Origin of the sequence: Micromonospora sp. BQ11, assembly GCF_052068135.1 — a bacterium.
GTDB lineage: Bacteria > Actinomycetota > Actinomycetes > Mycobacteriales > Micromonosporaceae > Micromonospora.
In genome coordinates this window covers 1-19,741 of sequence record NZ_JBQHDB010000016.1, presented here as the reverse complement: position 1 = coordinate 19,741, position 19,741 = coordinate 1, and the positions used below count along the sequence as shown (strand labels likewise).

Sequence of the window (19,741 nt, the reverse complement as noted above, 5' to 3'; positions counted from 1 at the left end):
CCACAATGGGCGACGTGGACGACAAGAGCCTGACCGAGAACAGTGCCGCCACCAACCGTACGAGCCTGTGGGGCGGCCGGTTCGCCGGCGGTCCCGCCGAGGCGCTGGCCCGCCTGTCGGTGAGCGTGCAGTTCGACTGGCGACTGGCCCCGTACGACATCGCGGCCTCCCGGGCGCACGCCCGGGTCCTGGCCGGCGCCGGGCTGCTCGACCCGGAGGAACTGGGTCGGATCCTGGCCGCACTGGACGACCTGGAGGCGGCCTGCGCCTCCGGTCAGTTCCGCCCGACGATCGACGACGAGGACGTGCACACCGCCCTGGAGCGCGGTCTGCTGGAGCGCCTCGGCAGCCTGGGCGGCAAGCTGCGCGCCGGCCGGTCCCGCAACGACCAGGTCGCCACCGACCTGCGTCTCTACCTGCGGGACCACGCCCGGGGCGTGGCGGGTCGACTGGTGGAGCTGGCCGAGGCGCTGGTGGAGCAGGCCGAGCGGCACGTGAGCACGGCCGCGCCGGGCATGACCCACCTCCAGCACGCCCAGCCGGTCACGTTCGGGCACTGGCTGCTCGCGCACGTGCAGCCGCTGCTGCGTGACCTGGAGCGGCTGCGCGACTGGGACCACCGGACGGCGATCAGCCCGCTCGGTGCCGGCGCCCTCGCCGGCTCCGGCCTGCCGCTGGACCCGGTGGCCGTGTCCAAGGAGCTGGGCTTCCGGACGTCCTTCGCCAACTCGATGGACGCGGTCGCCGACCGGGACTTCGTCGCCGAGTTCCTCTTCGTCACCGCGCTCGTCGGTGTGCACCTGTCCCGCCTCGGCGAGGAGATGGTGCTGTGGACGTCGCACGAGTTCGGCTGGGTCGAGCTGGACGACGCCTTCGCCACCGGGTCGTCGATCATGCCGCAGAAGAAGAATGCGGACATCGCCGAACTGGCCCGGGGCAAGTCCGGCCGACTCGTCGGCGGCCTGATGAGCGTGCTCACCATGCTCAAGGGCCTGCCGATGACGTACGACCGGGACATGCAGGAGGACAAGGAGCCGGCCTTCGACGCGGTCGACACCCTGGAACTGCTGCTCCCGGCGCTCGCGGGGATGATCTCCACGATGACCGTACGGGTCGACCGGCTGGTCGCCGCCGCTCCGGTGGGCTACTCCCTGGCCACCGAGGTCGCCGACTGGCTGGTCCGCAAGGGGGTACCGTTCCGCGACGCGCACGAGATCACCGGCAAGCTGGTGGCGCTGTGCGTGGCCCGGGACTGCGCCCTCGACGAGGTCTCCGACGACGACCTGACCGTGGTCAGCGAGCACCTCGACCCGAGCGTCCGGGACGTGCTGTCGGTCTCCTCGGCCCTCGCCGCCCGGATCACCCCCGGCTCCACCGGCCCGGGTCCCGTGGCCGACCAGCTCGCCGCCGCGGCGGACAAGCTGGCCGGCTGGAAGGAGTGGGCGTCCGAGCGGGTCGTTCCCCGCTGAGGTCGTCGGGGCCGGCGCGGCACACGCCACGCCGGCCCTCAGGCGCTCGGACGTTCGCGCCGGGGCAGCTTTGCCACCACGGCCTCGTACGAGCCGTCGACGGCCTCGGTCAGCTCGTCGTCCGGGATGTCGCCGTCCAGGCGCAGCGTGTTCCAGCCGGACCGGCCGATGTACGGCGAGGGCCGCGCGTCGGCGGGGAACCGGTGGATCCACTCGTCGGCGACGGTGCGGTCCGGCCCGCACTTCACCCCGACCCGCGGCTCCGTGCCGGCCCCGCCGAGGAAGGCGAAGATCCGGCTGCCGACCTTCACCACCTCGTCGCCCTCCCACGGCCGGTCCAGCCAGGCGCCGGGCTTCGCCAGGCAGTACGCCCGCATCGTCTCGCGCTCCATCGACATCCGTTACCTCTCAGCGCGTTTTGTTGAGCGCACGATCAGTAGTCCTGCCTTGCGGTGGGACGGTCCCGGTCTGATCGGCGGGTGCCGTGCCGGGTTGACGTTTCGTAGCCGCCTGCCCGGGGTTGCGGGTCTTCTGGTCGGCTCCACGTCCTGCCACCGGGCCACTCCCGGCGGTGTTGTACTCGGCCGCGAGGGCGGCGAGGTTGCGTGCGGCGTTGAGGTCCCGGTCGAGGACCAGCCCGCACGGCTGGCAGTGGTATTCACGCTCGGCAAGGGCCAGCTTGGTTTTCACCGTGCCGCAGCCCGAGCAGGTTTTGCTGGAGGGATACCAGCGGTCGGCGACGCGCAGTCGGCCGCCGTTCCATGTGGTCTTGTAGGCCAGTTGCCGGCGGATCTCGGCGAAGCCGGCGTCGGCGATGTGTCGGGCCAGGCGCCGGTTGGCCATCATGCCGGTGACGTTGAGGGCCTCGACCACGATCGTGCCGTGCTCGCGGGCTAGTCGGGTGGTGAGCTTGTGCAGACCGTCGCGGCGCAGGCTGGCCACCCGGGCGTGTGCCCGGCCCAGCCGCGCGCGGGCGCGCTGCCACCGCCTCGAAGGGCCGCGGCCGGTATGCCGGTCCGGGCCGGTCTTGCGGGACAGCGCCCGGCCGAGCCGGCGCAGGCGACGTTGGGCTTGGCCGAGGTGGCGCGGGTTCGGCACTACCTCGCCGGTGGACAGCACGGCGAGGTGTGTAAGACCGACGTCGACACCGACCGTCGAGCCAGGTAGGGCCGGCACCCGGTCGGCGCGGTCGACTTCGACGGTGTACGAGACGTGCCAGCGTCCGCCGTCGCGGCGCACCGTGGCGGACATGATCCTGCCGGTGCCGTTGTCCAGGCGGCGGGCCAGCTTACGGGCGGACTCGTGCAGCTTCAGCCGGCCCAGTCGCGGCAGCACCACGTGCATCCGGTCCGGCTCGATCCGGATCGCACCGGTCGTGAACCGCACGCTCGCGCTACTGCGGCGTCGGGACTTGAAGCGGGGAAACCCGATCGGCCGGCCCGCCCGTCTCTCATTGTGTGAGTCGACCCAGTTGGTCAACCCGCGGGCCAGCGCGTCCAGGCCGGTGTTGAACGCCTCCTTCGACACCTCCGGCCACCACGGCGCGACCTCCGCCTTCGCGGCGTTCCAGGCCTTGCGTAGCGCGGGCAGCGACCACGACATGCTCTCGGTGAGCTGACCGTCCGGCACACCGTACGAGCGTTCCGCCGCCCGCTGATTCAGGACGGCCCTGACTTTGGCCAGTGCCCAGTTGTGGGCGAAGCGGGCCGCTCCGACGTGCGCCAGCACCGCGCGTTCCTGCACCGAGGTCAGGTCCAAGGCGAATCGGTACGCCTGGATGGTTCTCATGCCGGCTCGTCCGCTCCAGTGGCGGCCTCAACCGCACGGCCGGCCCGGTTTGCCGGTTCGACGACCAGTAGCCGGTGGCCCTCCGCTGTCGGCGCGGCCTCGACATACTCGGTGCCGAACCGCGCGAACGGGTGGCGATGCCCGGTTGCCCACGTGGCGGCTTGGGCAGCCTGCCCATCCAGGTCCGGCTCCTGGTCGGCCGACGGCACCCGGGCATACACCACCACCTGGCCGGCATCGGCGACCGCGCCGGTCACCGGCTCACCCACCATGATCAGCCGACCGAGCCGGTAGGAGGGAACACGCAACGCTCCGGCCCCGTGACGACGACGTGCGGTCGCATAGGAGACTCCAGTCGCCACTGCCCATTCCTTCACGTTCAACCCGTCACTTTAGCCAACTACCGAGCACTACGCCGACCGACATGCCGGCAGCTAGCAGTCCTCCGCCGTCGGTCCTGCCGTCAGTCTGCCGTCGCGCGTGATCGGCCCGGGAGCGCGCCGGTCGACCGTCAGTCGGCGGTGGTGCGGGCGGACAGGCGCTCGTGGCGCTGCTTGGCGGCCTGGGCGCTGCCCAGCCCGAGCCCGTACGCGACGGCCTGCCAGGTCAGCCCCCGGGACCGGGCGAGGTCGATCAGTCCGGCCTCCATCGCGTCGACCTCGGCCCGCAGGTGCGGTACGAGGGTGAGCGCGGCGACGAGGTCGGCGTCGTCCACCGGTTCCTCGTCGGGCTCCTGCTCGGCTCCTCCGGCGGCGAGCGCGGTGACCAGGGCGATCGCCTCCCAGGAGTCGGGGAGGTACGGGTTGGTGTGCCGCCGGCGGCGTGTCTCGGTGCCGGCGTGCCGCTCGCCGATGCGGTGCAGGGCGGCGTACGTGCGCTCGGCGCGCGCGCGGGCGGCGCCGGGCGTGGCGAGGGAGTCGGTCATGCCCCGACTCCATCACTTCAACGCTTCGTTGTCAACAAACCGTTGAAGGTGCGTGCCCGGCGCCACACCGTGTTCATCAGAGTCGCGTACGCGATGCCCAGCGCCACCGACGCGGCCAGCGCGACCAGCGGCAGGTCCCGCAGGTGCGGGTACACCTGCCAGTGGGTCAGGTAGATGTAGAGCGAACTGGCGGCGAGCACCCCGGCCACCTTGTTGACCACACCGATGCTGGGCACCGTGGGCAGCCAGACGAGCAGGGCGAACCCGGCCACGGTCAGCGCCTCGCGCGCCGGCTGGCCGAAGAAGCCCGGCACGGTGGCCGCCGCGGCCACGGTGACCAGCAGCCGCTGCCGTACGCCGTCGGCCCGCGCGGCGGCCCAGCCGAGGGTGAACAGCCAGCCCGCCACCAACGCCGACGGCAGGTCGTGGCGGGCGTCCAGGCCGAAGACGTCGTACCGGCCGAGCAGCGCGACCCCGGTCAGGGTAAGGGGCAGGGCGAAGGGTCGCCGTCGTTCCCACCGGTCCACCCGGCGCAGGCCGAGGAGGGCGGCCGTGGCGACCAGGAGGTAGACCACCGCCTCGATGAACCAGAAGTGCCAACCGTCCGGTGCGTCCGCCGGCCGGACCGCGCCGTGCATCAGTAGCAGGGTGCTCCACCGGTACTGGTCGCTCACCATCATCACCGCGCCGATCCACGCGGTGGTCGGCAGCACGATCCGCAGGAGGCTGGACCGGATCTGCCGCAGCCGGTCCCGGCGGTCCGCCCCGGTCAGCTGGAACCGTGCGAAGTTGAAGCCGGCCACCGCGAGCAGCAGGTGCGCGCCGCCGGTGATCGTGAACAGGGGGATGTGCGAGCCGACGATCAGCAGGATCGCCACGGCGCGCAGCGCGACGCTGGTCTCCAGCGACCGCCGCCGGCCCGGCTTCCGGGCGGGGGCGCGCAGCGCCGCGATCGGCAGGGTGTGCCAGTTCGCCGGCAGGTGGCCCAGCTCCCGCTCCAGGCGTACCGACATCTCGACGTACGACAGGGAGTCGCCACCGAGGTCGACGAAGCTCAGGTCGGCGGTGACGTCGGTGCGGTCGAGCACCTCCGCGTACAGCCGGCAGAGGTCGCCGGACGACGCCGCCGGCGTCGGGGCCGGCGTGTCGGCGGCGGCCAGGGTCCGCAGCGCGACCAGGTCCGGTTTGCCGCTGGCCAGCCGGGGCACCTCGGCCACCGCCACGACGCGGACCGCGCGGGGCGGCAGCCCCACCTCGTCGACGACGAGCCGGCGGATCCGGCGCGGGTCGCCGGGGCCGACCACCGCGACGACCAGCTCGTCGTCGCCGCCCACGCAGGTCGCCGCGACGTCGTGCGCGGCCAGCAGCGCCTCGACCTGCTGCGGGTCGATCCGCAGGCCGAGGATCTTGGCGAACCGACTGCGTCGCCCGACGATCTCCCACAGCCCGTCCGCGCCGCGCCGGGCCAGGTCACCGGTGTGCAGCTCGTCGATCGTCCGGCCGAGGGCCAGGTCGGCGGGGGACTCGGCATAGCCCAGCATGACGTTCGGACCGGCGTAGACCAGCTCACCGACCCCCGGGTCCGGGTGGTCGGCGACCGGCGCGAGCCGGAAGGCGCCGCCGGGGACCGGCACGCCGATCGCCGCCGGGCGGTCGAGGGCCAGATCCGGAGGGAGGTACGCCATCCGCGCGGTCGCCTCGGTCTGGCCGTACATCACGAAGAGGTCCCAGCCGGCCCGGCGGCCCAGCTCGGCGTAGCGCACCACCCGCTCCGGGGCGAGCCGGCCGCCGGCCTGGGTGACGTAGCGCAGGTGCGGCAGGTCCATCCCGGCGAAGCCGACCCGGTCCAGCAGGTCGAAGGTGTACGGCACACCGGCGAACGTGGTGGCCCGGGTGGCCCGGAACAGCTCCCAGAAGCAGCCGTCGGCCACCGACAGCTCGGTCAGCACCAGCGCCGCGCCCCGGGCGAGGTGACTGTTGACCACCGACAGGCCGTAGCAGTAGTGCAGCGGCAGCGTGGTGGCCGCGCGGTCGGTGTCCCGGATGCCCAGGTATGCGCCGATCGCCTCGGCGTTGGCCTGGAGGTTGGCGTGCGACAGCCGGACCAGCTTCGGCGAGCCGGTCGAGCCGGACGTGCTGAGCAGCAGCGCCAGGTCCGGGTGCAGGTCGTGGACGGACCCGGCCCGCCGCTCGTCGATCCGCCAGCCGCCGCCGGCCGGGCCGACCACCACGTCCGGGTCGTACGCCGCCACCAGCGACGCCACCGCCGCCTCGTGCCCGCCCGGCACCAGCAGGACGGGGTGGCCGGCGTGCAGCGCGGCCAGGTACGCCACCAGGGAGTCGAGCGTGTTCGCGCCGACCACCAGGACCAGCCGGCGCGCCGTGCCCAGCCGGGCGGCGGTCCGCGCGACCCGGTCGGCGAGTGCGGCGTACGTGGTCTCCCCGTCAGAGGTGATGACGGCGGGACGGTCGCCGTGGGCGGCCAGCTCGCGGACGAACGGCACCGCCCCGACGGCCGGGAGCAGGGAGGACGGGGGTGTCACGGGCACCCACTCTAAGGTAAGCCTCGCCTTATCAGTAGTGCCGGGCGACCCGCGTCACGGCCGGACCGCGTCGGTGACCGGGATGGCCTACTCCGACCCGACATACGGCGCAGTTCTCGTCCACACCTTCTCGAGGGCCGCAGGGTCGGCCACCAGCCGCTCCCATGTCCAACGCTCGACCGCGACCAGCGTCGGCGGCACAGGGAGGTCCCGCCGGACCTGCTCACGCTCCGCGTCCATCCACCACTGGTCGACGGTGGTGAGGACGGGCCACCGGCCCGTCTTCGCAGTCGCCGCCCGGGCCGCCCGCCACGCCGGGAGGAGCTGACGTGTGTCGATGCCGGTGACCACCCACGTGTCGCCGAGGCCCTCCTCGATCGGAAGCCCGTCCAGCACCGTCCCCCGGAATGCGGCGGCGATCTCGTCAGGGTCACCCATCACCGTCACCACGCCCGAAACGTAGACCACACCACCGACGCCGGCGGTCCCGGCCGAACGACGTCGGCGCCGCGGGACCCGGCCGGCCCCGTACCCTTCGTCGCATGGACATCCAGCAGTCGGGGAGGGATCTCGCCGCGGAGACCGGGCTCGCCGACCTGCTGGCGGGGCCGGTGGTGCCCGCGGCGCGTGGTCTGCTCGGCTGCACCCTGACCGCCAACGACGTGACGGTGCGGATCACCGAGACCGAGGCGTACGCCGGCACCGCGGGCGACCCCGCCTCGCACGCGTACCGGGGACGCACCGCCCGCAACGCGGTCATGTTCGGGCCGTCCGGGCACGCGTACGTGTACTTCACCTACGGCATGCACTGGTGCATGAACGTGGTGACCGGCCCGGACGGGGAGGCGTCGGCGGTGCTGCTGCGCGCCGGTGAGGTGGTCGACGGCCTCGACGTGGCCCGGGAACGGCGTCCCGCCGTACGCCGGGACGTCGACCTCGCGCGCGGACCTGCCCGGCTCTGCGCGGCCCTCGGCATCGACAGGGCCGCCTACGGCGTCGACCTGCTCGGCGACGGGCCGGTGCCGGCCGACGCGGTGGCCGCCGGGCCCCGGGTCGGGGTGACCGGCGCGCACGACGTGCCGTGGAGGTTCTGGATCGACGGCGACCCGACGGTCAGCGCCTACCGCCGCCACGTCCCCCGCAGCCGCTGATCCGCCCGCTGCCGGCGCGGGGCGGCGACCTTGTCGGTGGGTGTGGCCATAATCACGGCAGCACTCGCCGAGGGACGGAGACGGTCGATGGCCACACTGCTCGCGATCGGGACGGCCAAGGGGCTCTTCCTGGCCACCAGCACGGACGGACGACGCGGCTGGGAGGTGTCCGGGCCGCACTTCCCGATGACCGGGGTGTACGCGGTCGCCATCGACACCCGTCGTGCCACGCCGCGACTGCTGGCCAGCACCGACAGCTCGCACTTCGGGCCGAGCGTGGCCACCTCCGACGACCTCGGCGTCTCGTGGCACGAGCCCGACGACCCCCCGGTCGCCTTCCCCGCCGACACCGGCGCGACGCTGGGCCGTGTCTGGCAGCTCACCCCGGCCGGGCCGGACCAGCCGGACGTCGTGTGGGCCGGCACGCAGCCGTCGGCGCTGTTCCGCTCCGACGACGGCGGTGTCAGCTACGACCTGGTCCGCGCGCTCTGGGACCACCCGCACCGGGAGCAGTGGGGCGCGGGCTTCGGCGGCCAGGCGGTGCACACGGTGCTGCCGCACCCCCGCCACCCCGACCGGGTCGCGGTGGCCATGTCCACCGGTGGCGTCTACCACTCGACGGACGCGGGCGCGAGCTGGGCGCCGGGCAACACCGGCATCCGGGCCTACTTCCTGCCCGACGAGTGGCCCGAGTTCGGGCAGTGCGTGCACAAGGTGGCCCGGGACGCGGGCGAGCCCGACCGGCTCTACGCGCAGAACCACCACGGCGTCTACCGCTCCGACGACGACGGGCACACCTGGTCCTCGATCGCCGAGGGGCTGCCGAGCGACTTCGGGTTCCCGATCGTGTCGCTGCCCGGCCGGCCCGGCACGGTCTTCACCTTCCCGCTGGCCGCCGACAGTGAGCGCTTCCCGGCCGACCGACGCTGCCGGGTCTGGCGCTCCGCCGACGCGGGCGGCACCTGGGAGCCGCTCGACGCCGGCCTGCCGGAGGGGCCGTTCTACCCGGCCGTCCTGCGGGACGCGATGTGCGCCGACGACGGCGAGCCCGGTGGCGTCTACTTCGGCACCCGTTCGGGGGAGGTCTACGCCAGCCGCGACGAGGGTGACTCCTGGTCGCTGGTGGCCGCCCACCTGCCGGACGTCCTCAGCATCCGCGCCGCGACGGTCTGACGTGGTCACCGTTCTGCTGCCCGGCCCGCTGCGCGGCGAGGCCGGGGGAGCGAGCCGACTGACGGTCACCGCCGCCGGCACGCTGCGCGCGGTCCTCGACGAGGTGGCCGGCGAGTGGCCCCGCCTCGGCCGGCGGATCCGCGACGAACGAGGCGAGCTGCGCCGGTACGTCAACGTCTACGTCGACGGGGAGGACTGCCGGCACCTCGGCGGGCTGGACACCCCGGTCCCGGCCGACGCCGAGGTCCAGGTGCTCCCGTCGGTCGCCGGCGGCTGACCCGGGCCGGCGCGACCGGCGACGTCCCCCAGCGCGGGGGCCGGACCAGGTTTTTCGCCATCTGCCGCCACCGGTGGCGACGCCCCCGACGCGACGCAAGATGGTAAAAGCGCAGTTCAGAGCCGTCCTGGCTGCCCTGGGACGTGCGGCCGGAGCGCCGACCACCACGCCCCGGAGGCACCCATGGCCGCACCCGTCGTCCGTTCCGTCACCGCCGACCAGACCGTCCTGCTCCCCGGGCAGTCCACCTCCGTACGGGTGGACGCCTACCATCCCGACTCGCGGCTGGTGACCCTCTCCGGTCGGGTCAGCGACCCCACCGGTGTCGCCTGGGACGCCCCCGTCCGGGTGGAGCTGAGCGTGCCGCTCACCGTCCAGCTCACCAGCCCCACGCCCGGCGTGACCATCACCCCGGTCGCCACCGATCCGACCCGCTTCACGGTGACCGTGCTGGCCGGCCGGGGCACGGTCACGCTGACCGCCACGGCCCGCGACACCGCCGGCCGGACCGGCACGGCCACCGCCACGCTGACCGTGCCGCTGCTGGTCGGGATGAGCGCCGAGAAGGGCGCACGTACCCAGCGGATGATGGCCGACTACCCCGGCCTCCGCTACATGCGCGACTTCGGCACCGACGGCGGCGACGCCGACACCCTGCCGGAACTGCCCCCGCTGAACGCCGGCAAGTTCGTCGACGCCCCGTCGGTCGTCATGCACGTGTCCTGGAAGGACGACGTCGAGCAGTTGAGCGGCTGGCTGGACGGGCTGGGCCGGCCGATCTACCTCACCTGGTACCACGAACCGATGGGTGACGTCACGCCGGCGACGTACCGGGCCACCGCGACACGACTGGCGCAGATCGTCGCCGCCCACCGCAACCGCCGCTGGGTGCTGGGGCACGGCCCCATCGTCACCCGGTACTGGCTCGACGAGGGGCGCGGCAACCCGACCGACTGGGGTTACCCGGGCATGACCCACTACGGCGTCGACTGCTACTCCCGGGACACCGCCGCGTACTGGCCGGCATCCCGGATGTTCGGCACGGCGTTCGGGAAGGTGCGTGCCGCGTACCCGGGGCTCCGGCTGCTGGTGCCGGAGTACGGGATGAGCCGGACCACGGCCGACACCACCGGCGCGGGCCGGGCCCGGGCCATCCAGGAGCACGTCACGTGGCTGCGCCAGCAGGGCGACGTGGACGCGGTGGCGTACTGGAACAACTGGGCCGAGTTCGAGCTGGGCGACCCGCCGCTGGAGTCGACCGCCTGGCGCAACGCCCAACTCGGGTGAGACGACCGTGGGGCCCCGGCGCGACTCCGCCGGGGCCCGCACGGCGGAATAGTTGACTCGTCAAATATGTTGTCGCGGGGTGTCCGGGACGGTCCCGGTGGGACGACAGAGGAGTCGGTCATGCAGTTCGGAATCTTCACCGTCGGCGACGTCACGGTCGACCCGACCACCGGGCGGGAGCCGACCGAGCGTGAGCGGATCAAGGCGATGGTCGCCATCGCGCTCAAGGCCGAGGAGGTCGGCCTCGACGTCTTCGCCACGGGCGAGCACCACAACCCGCCGTTCGTGCCGTCGTCGCCCACCACCATGCTGGGCTACATCGCCGCGCGTACGTCCCGGCTGCTGCTCTCGACCTCCACCACGCTGATCACCACCAACGACCCGGTGAAGATCGCCGAGGACTACGCGATGCTCCAGCACCTGGCCGACGGCCGGGTCGACCTGATGATGGGCCGGGGCAACACCGGACCGGTGTACCCCTGGTTCGGGCAGGACATCCGCAACGGCATCCCGCTGACGATCGAGAACTACGACCTGCTGCGCCGGTTGTGGCGCGAGGACGTGGTCGACTGGTCCGGCCGCTTCCGTACGCCGTTGCAGTCCTTCACCTCGACGCCGCGCCCGCTCGACGGGGTGCCGCCGTTCGTCTGGCACGGCTCCATCCGCAGTCCGGAGATCGCCGAGCAGGCGGCGTACTACGGCGACGGGTTCTTCGCCAACCACATCTTCTGGCCGAAGGAGCACACCCAGCGGATGGTGGGTCTCTACCGGCAGCGCTTCGCCCACTACGGCCACGGCAGCCCCGACCAGGCCATCGTCGGTCTCGGCGGGCAGGTGTTCATGCGGCGCAACTCGCAGGACGCGGTGCGGGAGTTCCGCCCGTACTTCGACAACGCCCCCGTTTACGGGCACGGGCCGTCGCTGGAGGAGTTCACCTCCCAGACCCCGCTGACCGTGGGCAGCCCGCAGCAGGTCATCGACCGCACCCTGGGCTTCCGCGACTACGTCGGCGACTACCAGCGTCAACTGTTCCTCGTCGACCACGCCGGCCTGCCGTTGAAGACGGTGCTGGAGCAGCTCGACATCCTGGGTGAGGAGGTCGTCCCGGTGCTGCGCAAGGAGTTCGAGTCGCTGCGTCCGGCCCACGTTCCGGCCGCACCGACCCACGCCTCACTGGTCGCCGCCGCGGCCGCCGCCCGGTCCGACGACGCCGCCGAGGGGGCGGACGCCGTCACCGGTGGCCTCGCCGGCGCGGGGAGCGAGGCGGGGCGATGAGCCGCCGTACCCTTGCCGTGGTCTCGGCCGGGCTGTCCCAGCCGTCCTCCACGCGCCTGCTCGCCGACCAGCTCGCCACGGCCGCCCGCGACGAGCTGGCCCGGCGGGGCGCCACCGTCGAGGTCCGGCCGGTCGACCTGCGGGAACACGCCCACGACATCGTCAACAACATGCTCACCGGCTTCCCGTCGCCCGCGCTGCGGGACGCCCTCGACGCGGTGACCGGAGCGGACGGACTCATCGCCGTCACGCCGATCTTCACCGCCTCGTACAACGGGCTCTTCAAGTCCTTCTTCGACGTGGTGGACGCCCAGGCGCTGGTCGACCGCCCGGTCCTGATCGGTGCCACCGGTGGCACCGCCCGGCACTCGCTGGCCCTGGAGCACGCGGTCCGGCCGCTGTTCGCGTACCTGCGGGCGGTGGTCGTACCGACCGCGGTCTTCGCCGCGCCGGAGGACTGGTCCGCGGGGACGGCCGACGACGCGCTGCGCCGGCGCATCCTGCGGGCCGGCACGGAGCTGGCCGACCAGGTGGACCGGCGACCGCCGTCGACCGGCCCGGCCGACCCGTTCGCCCTCACCGCCGACTTCGCCGATCTCCTCAACCACGACCGCTGACCGCAGGCCCGCCCCCACCATCGCCCTGTTTCACGGAATGAGTGGCCTCCCCGTCCCGGGAGGCTACTCATCCGTGTTCGAGCGGCATCGCGGCGCGTATCGCCGCGGCGCGTATCGCCGCGGCGTCAGGCTTCGTGGCCGTGCGGGCGGGCGACCAGCACCGGGCAGTGGGCGTGCTGGACGAGGGTCTGGCTGACCGAGCCCATCAGCAGCCCCGTGAACCCGCCGCGACCCCGCGAGCCCACCACGACCAGAGCGACGTTCCCGCTGGCCTCGACCAGCGCCTGGTCCGGGCTGGCCGAACGCAGCACCCGTTCCTCCACGACCAGGTCCGGGTGGCTGGCCCGCACCGCCGCGGCGGCGGCGTCCAAGAGGGCGTCCCCGTCCACCCGCGCCCCCGGCCCGTCGTCGTCCGGCGCGCTCCCGTCGCTGTCCGGGTCCCGGACGTGCGCCAGCACCAGGGTGGTGTCACGTCGGGCGGCCTCGTCGGCGGCGTACGCCACGGCGAGGTCCGCGGACTCCGAGCCGTCCACCCCGACCAGCACCGGACCGTCGACCGGGATCGGCTCCTCCGCGGGGCGCACCACCAGCACCGGGCAGTGCGCGTGCGCGGTGACCTGCGTACCGACCGAGCCGAGCAGCAGGCCCGCGAACCCGCCCAGGCCCCGGCTGCCGACCACGACCAGGTCCGCCCGGCGCGACTCCTCCACGAGCGTCGCGCCCGGCCCGCCGGCCACCTGCCGCACCTCGACGTCCAGGCCGGGCCAGCGCCCGACCAGCTCCGTCGCGGTCCGGGTCAGCATCGTCTGTGCCGATTCCGAGGGTTCCGGAATACCCACGTCGTACGGGTTGAGGGGTACGCCGTGGCCGAGCGGGTGCAGGTAGCCGTGCACCAGGTGCAGGGGCGCCGACCGCTGCACGGCGGTCCGCGCGGCGTACCCGGCCGCCACCAGGCTCGACGGTGATCCGTCCAATCCCACCACGACGGGTCGGTTCATCAGCACTCCCTACGGGTCGATCAGGCCATTGTCGGCGTGGTCCCGCCGACCCCTCGGCATTTACCCCGACACACCACCGTCCCGAACACCGGACGGAGATGCCGTCGCGCCGGCCGGCGGAGTGGCCGGCGCGACGATGGGTGTCCGCTTCAGGACCGGTCGGTCGGCCGGTGATGGCGCACGACGGCCAGCGGGCAGTGCGCGTGGTGCAGCACCGCGTGGCTGACCGAGCCGAGCAGCAGCCCACCCAGCGCGCCCGCACCGGACGCGCCGACGACGACCAGCTGAGCCTTCTCCGACTCCTCGACCAGCACCCGGGCGGGGGTGCCGCGCACCAGCCGGTGCTGCACGGGCACCTCCGGGTAGCGCTCGGCGAAGCCGGCAACCGACTCGGCCAGCGCCCGCTCCTCCTGGGCGCCGAACTCGTCCAGGTCGTAGACCAGGGGCAGGATGTCGCCCGGGTCCACCGGCGTCGGGTAGAGCCAGGCGTGCACCGCGACCAGCGGCGCGCCCCGCTGGGCCGCCTCCTCGAAGGCGAACGCCACGGCCCCGGTGGACAGCTCGGAGCCGTCGACGCCGACGACCACCGGCCCGTCGGCACGCGCCTCGCGGCGTACCACCAGCACCGGGCACGCCGCGCCGGTGGAGACCCGGAGGGTGACCGAGCCGATCAGCAGCCCGGCGAGGCCGCCCAGACCACGGTGGCCCAGCACCACCAGCGTGGCCTGCCGCGACTCCGCCAGCAGCACCGGGCCCGCGGCGCCGTCGACGACCGCGCCGGTTACCGCCACCTCGGGGGAGACCTTCGTCGCCTCGGCGATCGCCTCGGCCACGTACCGCTCGGCCTGGTTGCGCAGGCCGGCGTCGGCCGGCGCACCGGGCACCGGGGTCAGCGGCGCGCCGGTCAACGGCCAGATGAAGGCGTGCACCACCCGCAGCGGACGCTGCCGGTACGCCGCCTCCCGGGCCGCCACCCCGGACCGCGTCCAGGGCGATGGCGGAACCGTCCACGCCCACCACGACGGGGGCACCGGCGTCGATCGTCATGACGTCCTCCTTCGTCCGCCCCCCAGCCTGCGCGGTTCCGTCCCCGCCGGTCAGGGCCGGCCGACCCGGTCGCCGGGCCGGAGGTCCCGGCTGTCACAGGGACGACCTATCGTCGGTGCCATGATCGGAGACCTGCGCCTACGTGAGGTGCGCGACGAGGACCTGCCGGCGTTCTACCGCTGCCAGCGGGACCCGGAAGCCGTACGGATGGCGGCGTTCACCGCCGACGACCCGGACGACGCGGACGAGTTCGCCGCGCACTGGCACCGGGTGCGCACCGGCCCGGCGAACGTGTCTCGCACCGTCACCGTCGACGACGCGGTGGTGGGATACGTGCTCGCCTTCCCGGTGGGGGAGGGCACCGAGGTCAGCTACTGGATCGACCGGGCGCACTGGGGTCGGGGGTACGCCACCAGGGCGCTGCGCGCACTGCTCCGGGAGCTGCCGCAGCGCCCGCTGCACGCCCGCGCGGTCAAGGACAATCACGGCTCCCTGGCGGTCCTGCGCAAGTGCGGTTTCGTGGTGCGCGGCGAGGACCACGGCTTCGCACCCGGGCGGGGGCACGACGTCGAGGAATGGGTCCTCGAGCTGGCCGCCTGACGCCGACGCGGGGTCCGTCCCATCCCCGGCCGGCCTCCCGCCGAGCCGCCTGAGCTGGGCAAGCGCTACTGTCGCTCCGGTGAACTGGCTGGAACTGACCGGCTGGGCCGGCTCCGCGCTGCTGGTCTGGTCGCTGCTGCAGACGCGCATCCTCCGACTGCGTGCCCTCAACCTGCTCGGCTGTCTCATCCTCATCGGCTACAACGCCGCCGTGGAGGTCTGGCCGATGGTCGGGCTGAACGTCGTGCTCGCCGTGATCAACGTCTGGTACCTGCGGAAGATGCTCGCCACCCGCCACGACGAGGCGACGTACCAGGTGGTGGAGGTCGGCGTCGACGACCAGTTCCTGGCCCACACGCTGCGGGTGCACGCCGCCGACATCGCGCGGTTCAACCCCGGCTTCACCTGGGAGCCGGAGGGGGACCGCTCGGCGTTCGTCGTCATGAAGGCCGACGAGGTGGTCGGGGTGGTGCTGTCGCACGCCGAACCGGGCGGGGTGGCCCAGGTCGACCTGGACTACGTGACCCGGCGGTTCCGGGACTTCACCCCCGGCGAGTTCGTCTACCGGAGCAGCCGGCTGTTCACCGACCGGGGTTTCCGGCGAGTGGTCAGCCCGCCCGGCATGGTCGCCCCGTACTACCACCGGCTCGGGTTCCGCCCCGAGGGCGACGCGTACGTGCTGGACCTGCCGGCCGCCGCCTGACCTGTCCGGCGTCACCCGACCGGGAGGGTTCGGCACCGCGACCGGTGGGCACAATTGCGCGTACGCCGGCGGTTCGCCGTCCGGCGGCGTCGCCGGAGCGCCCGGCCGCGCGGTCGGTGTGAGGAGAACCGGGTTGCAGAGCTACTGGAGCCAACTGGCCCTGGTCGGAGTCCTGGTCATCCTCAACGCGGTCTTCGCGGGCAGCGAGATGGCCCTGGTGTCGCTGCGGGACAGCCAGATCCAACGGCTGGAACGCACCAGCCGCGCCGGCGGGGTGCTGGCCCGGCTCGCGAAGGACCCGAACCGGTTCCTCGCCACGATCCAGATCGGCATCACCCTGGCGGGGTTCCTCGCCTCGGCCGCCGCCGCGGTGTCGCTGGCCCGGCCGCTGGTGCCGCTGCTGGACGTGTTCGGGGGCGCGGCCGAGACGGTCGCCATCGTGCTGGTCACCCTGGTGTTGACCTTCGTCACCCTGGTCTTCGGCGAGCTGGCCCCCAAGCGGATCGCCATGCAGTCCGCCGAGCGCTGGGCCCTGCTCGTGGCCCGGCCGCTGGACGTGCTGGCCAGCCTGACCCGACCGGCCGTCTGGGCCCTCGGCGCCACCAGCGACCTGGTCGTCCGCCTCGTCGGCCTGAACCCGAAGCACGAGCCCGACGAGATCGGCCCGGACGAGCTGCGCGACATCGTCGCCGGCAACCACGGCTTCACCAAGGAGCAACGGACGATCATCGCCGGCGCGGTGGAGATCGCCGACCGGCAGCTCAAGGCCGTCCTCGTGCCCCGCCTCCAGGTCTTCACGCTGGACAGCGGCACCACCGCCGAGGCAGCCCGGCTCGTCCTCGCGGCCACCGGACACTCCCGGGCACCGGTGGTCCGCCACGGCGGCCTGGACGAGGCGATCGGCGTGATCCACCTCCGCGACCTCGTCGGCGTGCCGGACGACCGGCCGGTCGACGAATGCGCCCGCCCGCCGATGCTGCTGCCCGACTCGCTGCCGGTCGTGGAGGCGCTGCGCCAGTTCAAGGCCGAGCGGCAGCACATCGCCCTTGTGGTCGACGAGCGCGGCGCGGTCGACGGCATCGTCACGCTGGAGGACATCCTGGAGGAGATCGTCGGGGAGATCTACGACGAGACCGACCGGGACGTGCACTCGGTGCGGCACGAGCCGGACGGCACGATGGTGCTGCCCGGCACCTTCCCGGTGCACGACCTGGTCGACGTCGGGGTGGAGCTGCCCGGTCGCCCCAGCGGTGACTACACCACCATCGCCGGTCTGCTCCTCGCCTGCCTCGGCCACATCCCCACGGCGGCGGGGGAGAGCATCACCGTCGACCGGTGGACGCTGGCGGTGTCCCGCATCGACCACCACGCGATCACCGAGGTCCGGCTGCACCGCGAGCCCAGCGCCGAGGACGAGGAGTCGGACGCCCCGCCGGTGCTGGACGAAGCCCGGAGCTGACGCTCCTCCGGCCCCGCCGCGCCTGGTGGAACGGCCGTCCGGCCGTTCGCCGCCGCGACCCGTCCGCCGAGATGGCCGGACGTCGGTGACGTCAGGAGGGGGAGAGGTTCTGGAGCCGGACCTGCCCGCGCGCCACCAGTCGGTCGGTGTCGTCGGTGATCTCGACCTGCCACAGTTGCTGGCTGCGGCCCCGGTGCACCGGCGTACCCACGGCGGTCAGTTCGCCCTCGCGGACCGCGCGCAGGAAGTCGGTCTGGTTGGACACGCCGACCACCTGGCCACGGTCGCCCAGCCAGAGCGACCCTCCGACGCTGGCGGCCGTCTCCACCACGGAGCAGTACACGCCGCCGTGCTGGATGCCGAAGGGCTGGTGCAGATCCGGGCGGACCCGCCAGCGGATGACGACGCGGTCGCCGCTCACCTCGTCGAACTCCAGGCCGAGCAGGGCCACGAACCCACCCGTCACGTCCGGCATCTCCACGGTCGACCCCTCCTCCGTCACAGGGCCGCCAGCGTAGCGGGGGAGCGGAGCGGCAAACCCGGTACGGTCGGTCGTCGGTCATGGGGAAGAATGGGTGACCGTGACCGACAGCAGCCTCCCGCCGCCCCGGCGGGACTCCCTGACCGATGACCTGCGGTGGCGAGGCCTGATCCAGGACTCCACCGGCCTCGACGAGCTGAGCGAGCTGCTCGACGGTGGGGCGGCGGCCTTCTATGTGGGTTTCGACCCGACTGCGCCCAGCCTGCACGTCGGCCACCTCATGCAGGTCACCACGGCCCGCCGCCTCCAGCTCGCCGGTCACCGGCCGTTGCTGCTCGTCGGTGGCGCGACCGGCCAGATCGGTGATCCGAAGGAGAGCGCCGAGCGGACCCTGAACCCGCCGGAGGTGGTCCAGAGGTGGGTCGCCCGGATCCGTGACCAGCTCTCCCCCTTCGTCTCGTACGAGGGGGCCAACGCCGCGCAGCTGGTCAACAACCTCGATTGGACCGGCGAGATGTCCGTCGTCGAGTTCCTCCGTGACGTCGGCAAGCACTTCCCGGTCAACAAGATGCTGGCCCGCGAGGTGGTGAAGGCCCGGCTGGAGAGCGGCATCAGCTTCACCGAGTTCAGCTACCAGTTGCTCCAGGCGAACGACTTCTTCGAGCTGCACCGCCGGCACGGCTGCCAGCTCCAGTTCGGTGGCTCCGACCAGTGGGGCAACATCACCGCCGGCGTCGACTACGTACGCCGGCGCGGGGCCGGTCCGGTCCAGGCGTTCGTCACCCCCCTGGTGACGAAGTCCGACGGGACGAAGTTCGGCAAGACCGAGGGCGGCGCCGTCTGGCTCGACCCCGAGATGACCAGCCCGTACGCCTTCTACCAGTTCTGGGTCAACGTCGACGACCGCGACGTCGGGCGCTACCTGCGGTACTTCAGCTTCCGGTCCCGGGAGGAGCTGGAGGAACTGGAGAAGGAGACGGCCGAGCGTCCGGCCGCGCGGGCGGCCCAGCGCGCGCTCGCCGAGGAACTGACCACCCTGGTGCACGGCGAGCGGGAGATGGCCCAGGTCGTCGCGGCGAGCCAGGCGCTCTTCGGGCGCGGCTCCCTGGAGGAACTGGCACCGGCCACCCTGCGGGCCGCGCTGACCGAGGCCGGCCTCGTCCACCTCACCGAGCTGCCCGACGTGGCGGGGTTGCTGCGCGAGTCCGGTCTGGTGCCCAGCCTCAAGGAGGCCCGGCGGGTCATCGCGGAGGGCGGCGCCTACGTCAACAACACGCGGGTGTCCGAGGTCGACGCGCAGCTGACGCCGGAGGACCTGCTGCACGGTCGGTACCTGGTCCTGCGCCGCGGCAAGCGCTCGTTCGCGGGTGTTGAGCTGCAGAGATAGCCGTACGACGACAGTGTGACGCGGGACGCGCCCGGCGGATTTGACGATGACTCCGCCGGGCGCGTAACTTTCTCTCTGTCAGCGCGGAACGGACGAAACAGGCGAAAGACCTGGAGGCCGGAGCGCGGGAATGACCTCCGGGTCGGATGGGTTGTCACCTGTCAGAGCCGGTACGGGCGGTGCCCCGGACTCGCCGCGAGGCGGATTTGGTGGGGCGAGACCGACCGGGTAAGGTTGTCGACCGGTAGGGAACCGGGCGAGCGAGCGGGAGACCGCGAGCGGCCGGCCTGCCGGAACCCACGAGGGAAGCGGCGCAAGCCACTGTCTTCGTGGTGCCCGGAAAAGGGTTGTAAGCATGACAAACCGCGAAACATCGGTTTGACACAGCGAAAACCACCGGGTAACGTAGTAAAAGTGCCCGGCGCGGGAGCGGCGGGTGTGGTAGGAACTGAATTGCCCCGGACGGGGTCCTGCTGATGCGGGGTTCCGGATGGTGTGTGGTTGTTCTTTGAGAACTCAACAGGGTGCTTGATAAGCCAGTGCCAATTGTTTATAACTCCG

19 protein-coding genes and 1 pseudogene are annotated in these 19,741 nt (G+C 72.9%); 11 read left to right on the top strand and 9 right to left on the bottom strand.

The genetic code is table 11. The annotated features are described in order from the left end of the window. Positions 1–5 precede the first annotated feature (5 nt). Entirely contained in the window at positions 6–1,469 is a 1,464-nt protein-coding gene (argH, locus tag ACTMSW_RS26705) for an argininosuccinate lyase (RefSeq protein ID WP_441183583.1), read from the top strand. A 38-nt stretch (positions 1,470–1,507) separates the two neighbouring features. Here the strand turns inward: argH and ACTMSW_RS26700 are convergent, their stop codons facing one another. The 6 genes from ACTMSW_RS26700 to ACTMSW_RS26675 form a co-directional block, all read right to left on the bottom strand. Beyond that, complete coding sequence (locus ACTMSW_RS26700; RefSeq protein WP_441183582.1) at positions 1,508–1,861, bottom strand: MmcQ/YjbR family DNA-binding protein; 354 nt, start codon at positions 1,859–1,861, stop codon at positions 1,508–1,510. 16 nt (positions 1,862–1,877) lie between these two features. After that, entirely contained in the window at positions 1,878–3,257 is a 1,380-nt protein-coding gene (gene tnpB / locus ACTMSW_RS26695) for an IS607 family element RNA-guided endonuclease TnpB (RefSeq protein WP_441183446.1), read from the bottom strand. After that, entirely contained in the window at positions 3,254–3,640 is a 387-nt protein-coding gene (locus ACTMSW_RS26690) for a hypothetical protein (RefSeq protein WP_441183445.1), read from the bottom strand. Before ACTMSW_RS26690 ends, tnpB begins: the two co-directional genes overlap by 4 nt. A gap of 128 nt (positions 3,641–3,768) precedes the next feature. Continuing rightward, positions 3,769–4,182 carry a DNA-binding protein gene (locus tag ACTMSW_RS26685; protein WP_441183444.1) on the bottom strand — a complete coding sequence of 138 codons (414 nt, stop codon included), beginning with the start codon at positions 4,180–4,182 and terminating at the stop codon, positions 3,769–3,771. Between the two features lie 17 nt (positions 4,183–4,199). Continuing rightward, positions 4,200–6,731 carry an AMP-binding protein gene (locus tag ACTMSW_RS26680; protein WP_441183443.1) on the bottom strand — a complete coding sequence of 844 codons (2,532 nt, stop codon included), beginning with the start codon at positions 6,729–6,731 and terminating at the stop codon, positions 4,200–4,202. An 81-nt stretch (positions 6,732–6,812) separates the two neighbouring features. After that, positions 6,813–7,163 carry a hypothetical protein gene (locus ACTMSW_RS26675; RefSeq protein ID WP_441183442.1) on the bottom strand — a complete coding sequence of 117 codons (351 nt, stop codon included), beginning with the start codon at positions 7,161–7,163 and terminating at the stop codon, positions 6,813–6,815. Positions 7,164–7,267: 104 nt separating this feature from the next. On the opposite strand from ACTMSW_RS26675, the gene ACTMSW_RS26670 reads away from it, so the two are divergent. The 6 genes from ACTMSW_RS26670 (at position 7,268) to ACTMSW_RS26645 (ending at position 12,505) form a co-directional block, all read left to right on the top strand. Continuing rightward, entirely contained in the window at positions 7,268–7,876 is a 609-nt protein-coding gene (locus tag ACTMSW_RS26670) for a DNA-3-methyladenine glycosylase (protein ID WP_441183441.1), read from the top strand. 87 nt (positions 7,877–7,963) lie between these two features. Then, the gene (locus ACTMSW_RS26665; RefSeq protein WP_441183440.1) at positions 7,964–9,049 is read left to right on the top strand and encodes a WD40/YVTN/BNR-like repeat-containing protein; all 1,086 of its coding nucleotides are present in this window, start codon (positions 7,964–7,966) and stop codon (positions 9,047–9,049) included. A 1-nt stretch (position 9,050) separates the two neighbouring features. Beyond that, entirely contained in the window at positions 9,051–9,326 is a 276-nt protein-coding gene (locus tag ACTMSW_RS26660; RefSeq protein WP_357038838.1) for a MoaD/ThiS family protein, read from the top strand. A 183-nt stretch (positions 9,327–9,509) separates the two neighbouring features. After that, positions 9,510–10,613 (top strand): hypothetical protein, encoded by a 1,104-nt coding sequence (locus ACTMSW_RS26655; RefSeq protein WP_441183439.1) that lies wholly within the window; start codon positions 9,510–9,512, stop codon positions 10,611–10,613. 120 nt (positions 10,614–10,733) lie between these two features. Then, a complete protein-coding gene (locus ACTMSW_RS26650; RefSeq protein WP_441183438.1) occupies positions 10,734–11,888 on the top strand; it encodes an LLM class flavin-dependent oxidoreductase in 1,155 nt (384 codons plus the stop codon). After that, positions 11,885–12,505, top strand: a complete 621-nt coding sequence (locus ACTMSW_RS26645) for an FMN reductase (RefSeq protein WP_441183437.1) — start codon at positions 11,885–11,887, stop codon at positions 12,503–12,505. The genes ACTMSW_RS26650 and ACTMSW_RS26645 overlap by 4 nt, the downstream gene beginning before the upstream one ends. A 125-nt stretch (positions 12,506–12,630) precedes the next feature. On the opposite strand, the gene ACTMSW_RS26640 is transcribed toward ACTMSW_RS26645, so the two are convergent. Both ACTMSW_RS26640 and ACTMSW_RS26635 read right to left on the bottom strand, forming a co-directional pair. Then, entirely contained in the window at positions 12,631–13,509 is an 879-nt protein-coding gene (locus ACTMSW_RS26640; protein ID WP_441183436.1) for a universal stress protein, read from the bottom strand. A gap of 143 nt (positions 13,510–13,652) precedes the next feature. Beyond that, a pseudogene (locus ACTMSW_RS26635) lies at positions 13,653–14,550 on the bottom strand (universal stress protein). Between the two features lie 120 nt (positions 14,551–14,670). Between ACTMSW_RS26635 and ACTMSW_RS26630 the strand changes: the two are divergent. The 3 genes from ACTMSW_RS26630 to ACTMSW_RS26620 all read left to right on the top strand — a co-directional run bounded on the left by ACTMSW_RS26630 (position 14,671) and on the right by ACTMSW_RS26620 (position 17,312). Continuing rightward, entirely contained in the window at positions 14,671–15,150 is a 480-nt protein-coding gene (locus ACTMSW_RS26630) for a GNAT family N-acetyltransferase (protein ID WP_441183435.1), read from the top strand. A gap of 79 nt (positions 15,151–15,229) precedes the next feature. Beyond that, a complete protein-coding gene (locus ACTMSW_RS26625) occupies positions 15,230–15,853 on the top strand; it encodes a hypothetical protein (RefSeq protein WP_441183434.1) in 624 nt (207 codons plus the stop codon). A 133-nt stretch (positions 15,854–15,986) separates the two neighbouring features. Continuing rightward, positions 15,987–17,312, top strand: coding sequence for a hemolysin family protein (locus ACTMSW_RS26620; protein ID WP_441183433.1), 1,326 nt, complete (start codon positions 15,987–15,989; stop codon positions 17,310–17,312). Positions 17,313–17,403: 91 nt separating this feature from the next. Here the strand turns inward: ACTMSW_RS26620 and ACTMSW_RS26615 are convergent, their stop codons facing one another. Further along, positions 17,404–17,787, bottom strand: a complete 384-nt coding sequence (locus ACTMSW_RS26615) for a PaaI family thioesterase (protein ID WP_441183581.1) — start codon at positions 17,785–17,787, stop codon at positions 17,404–17,406. Positions 17,788–17,893: 106 nt separating this feature from the next. Between ACTMSW_RS26615 and tyrS the strand changes: the two genes are divergently transcribed. Beyond that, on the top strand, positions 17,894–19,180 hold the full coding sequence (tyrS, locus tag ACTMSW_RS26610) for a tyrosine--tRNA ligase (RefSeq protein ID WP_441183432.1): 1,287 nt from the start codon (positions 17,894–17,896) through the stop codon (positions 19,178–19,180). Positions 19,181–19,741: the final 561 nt, after the last annotated feature.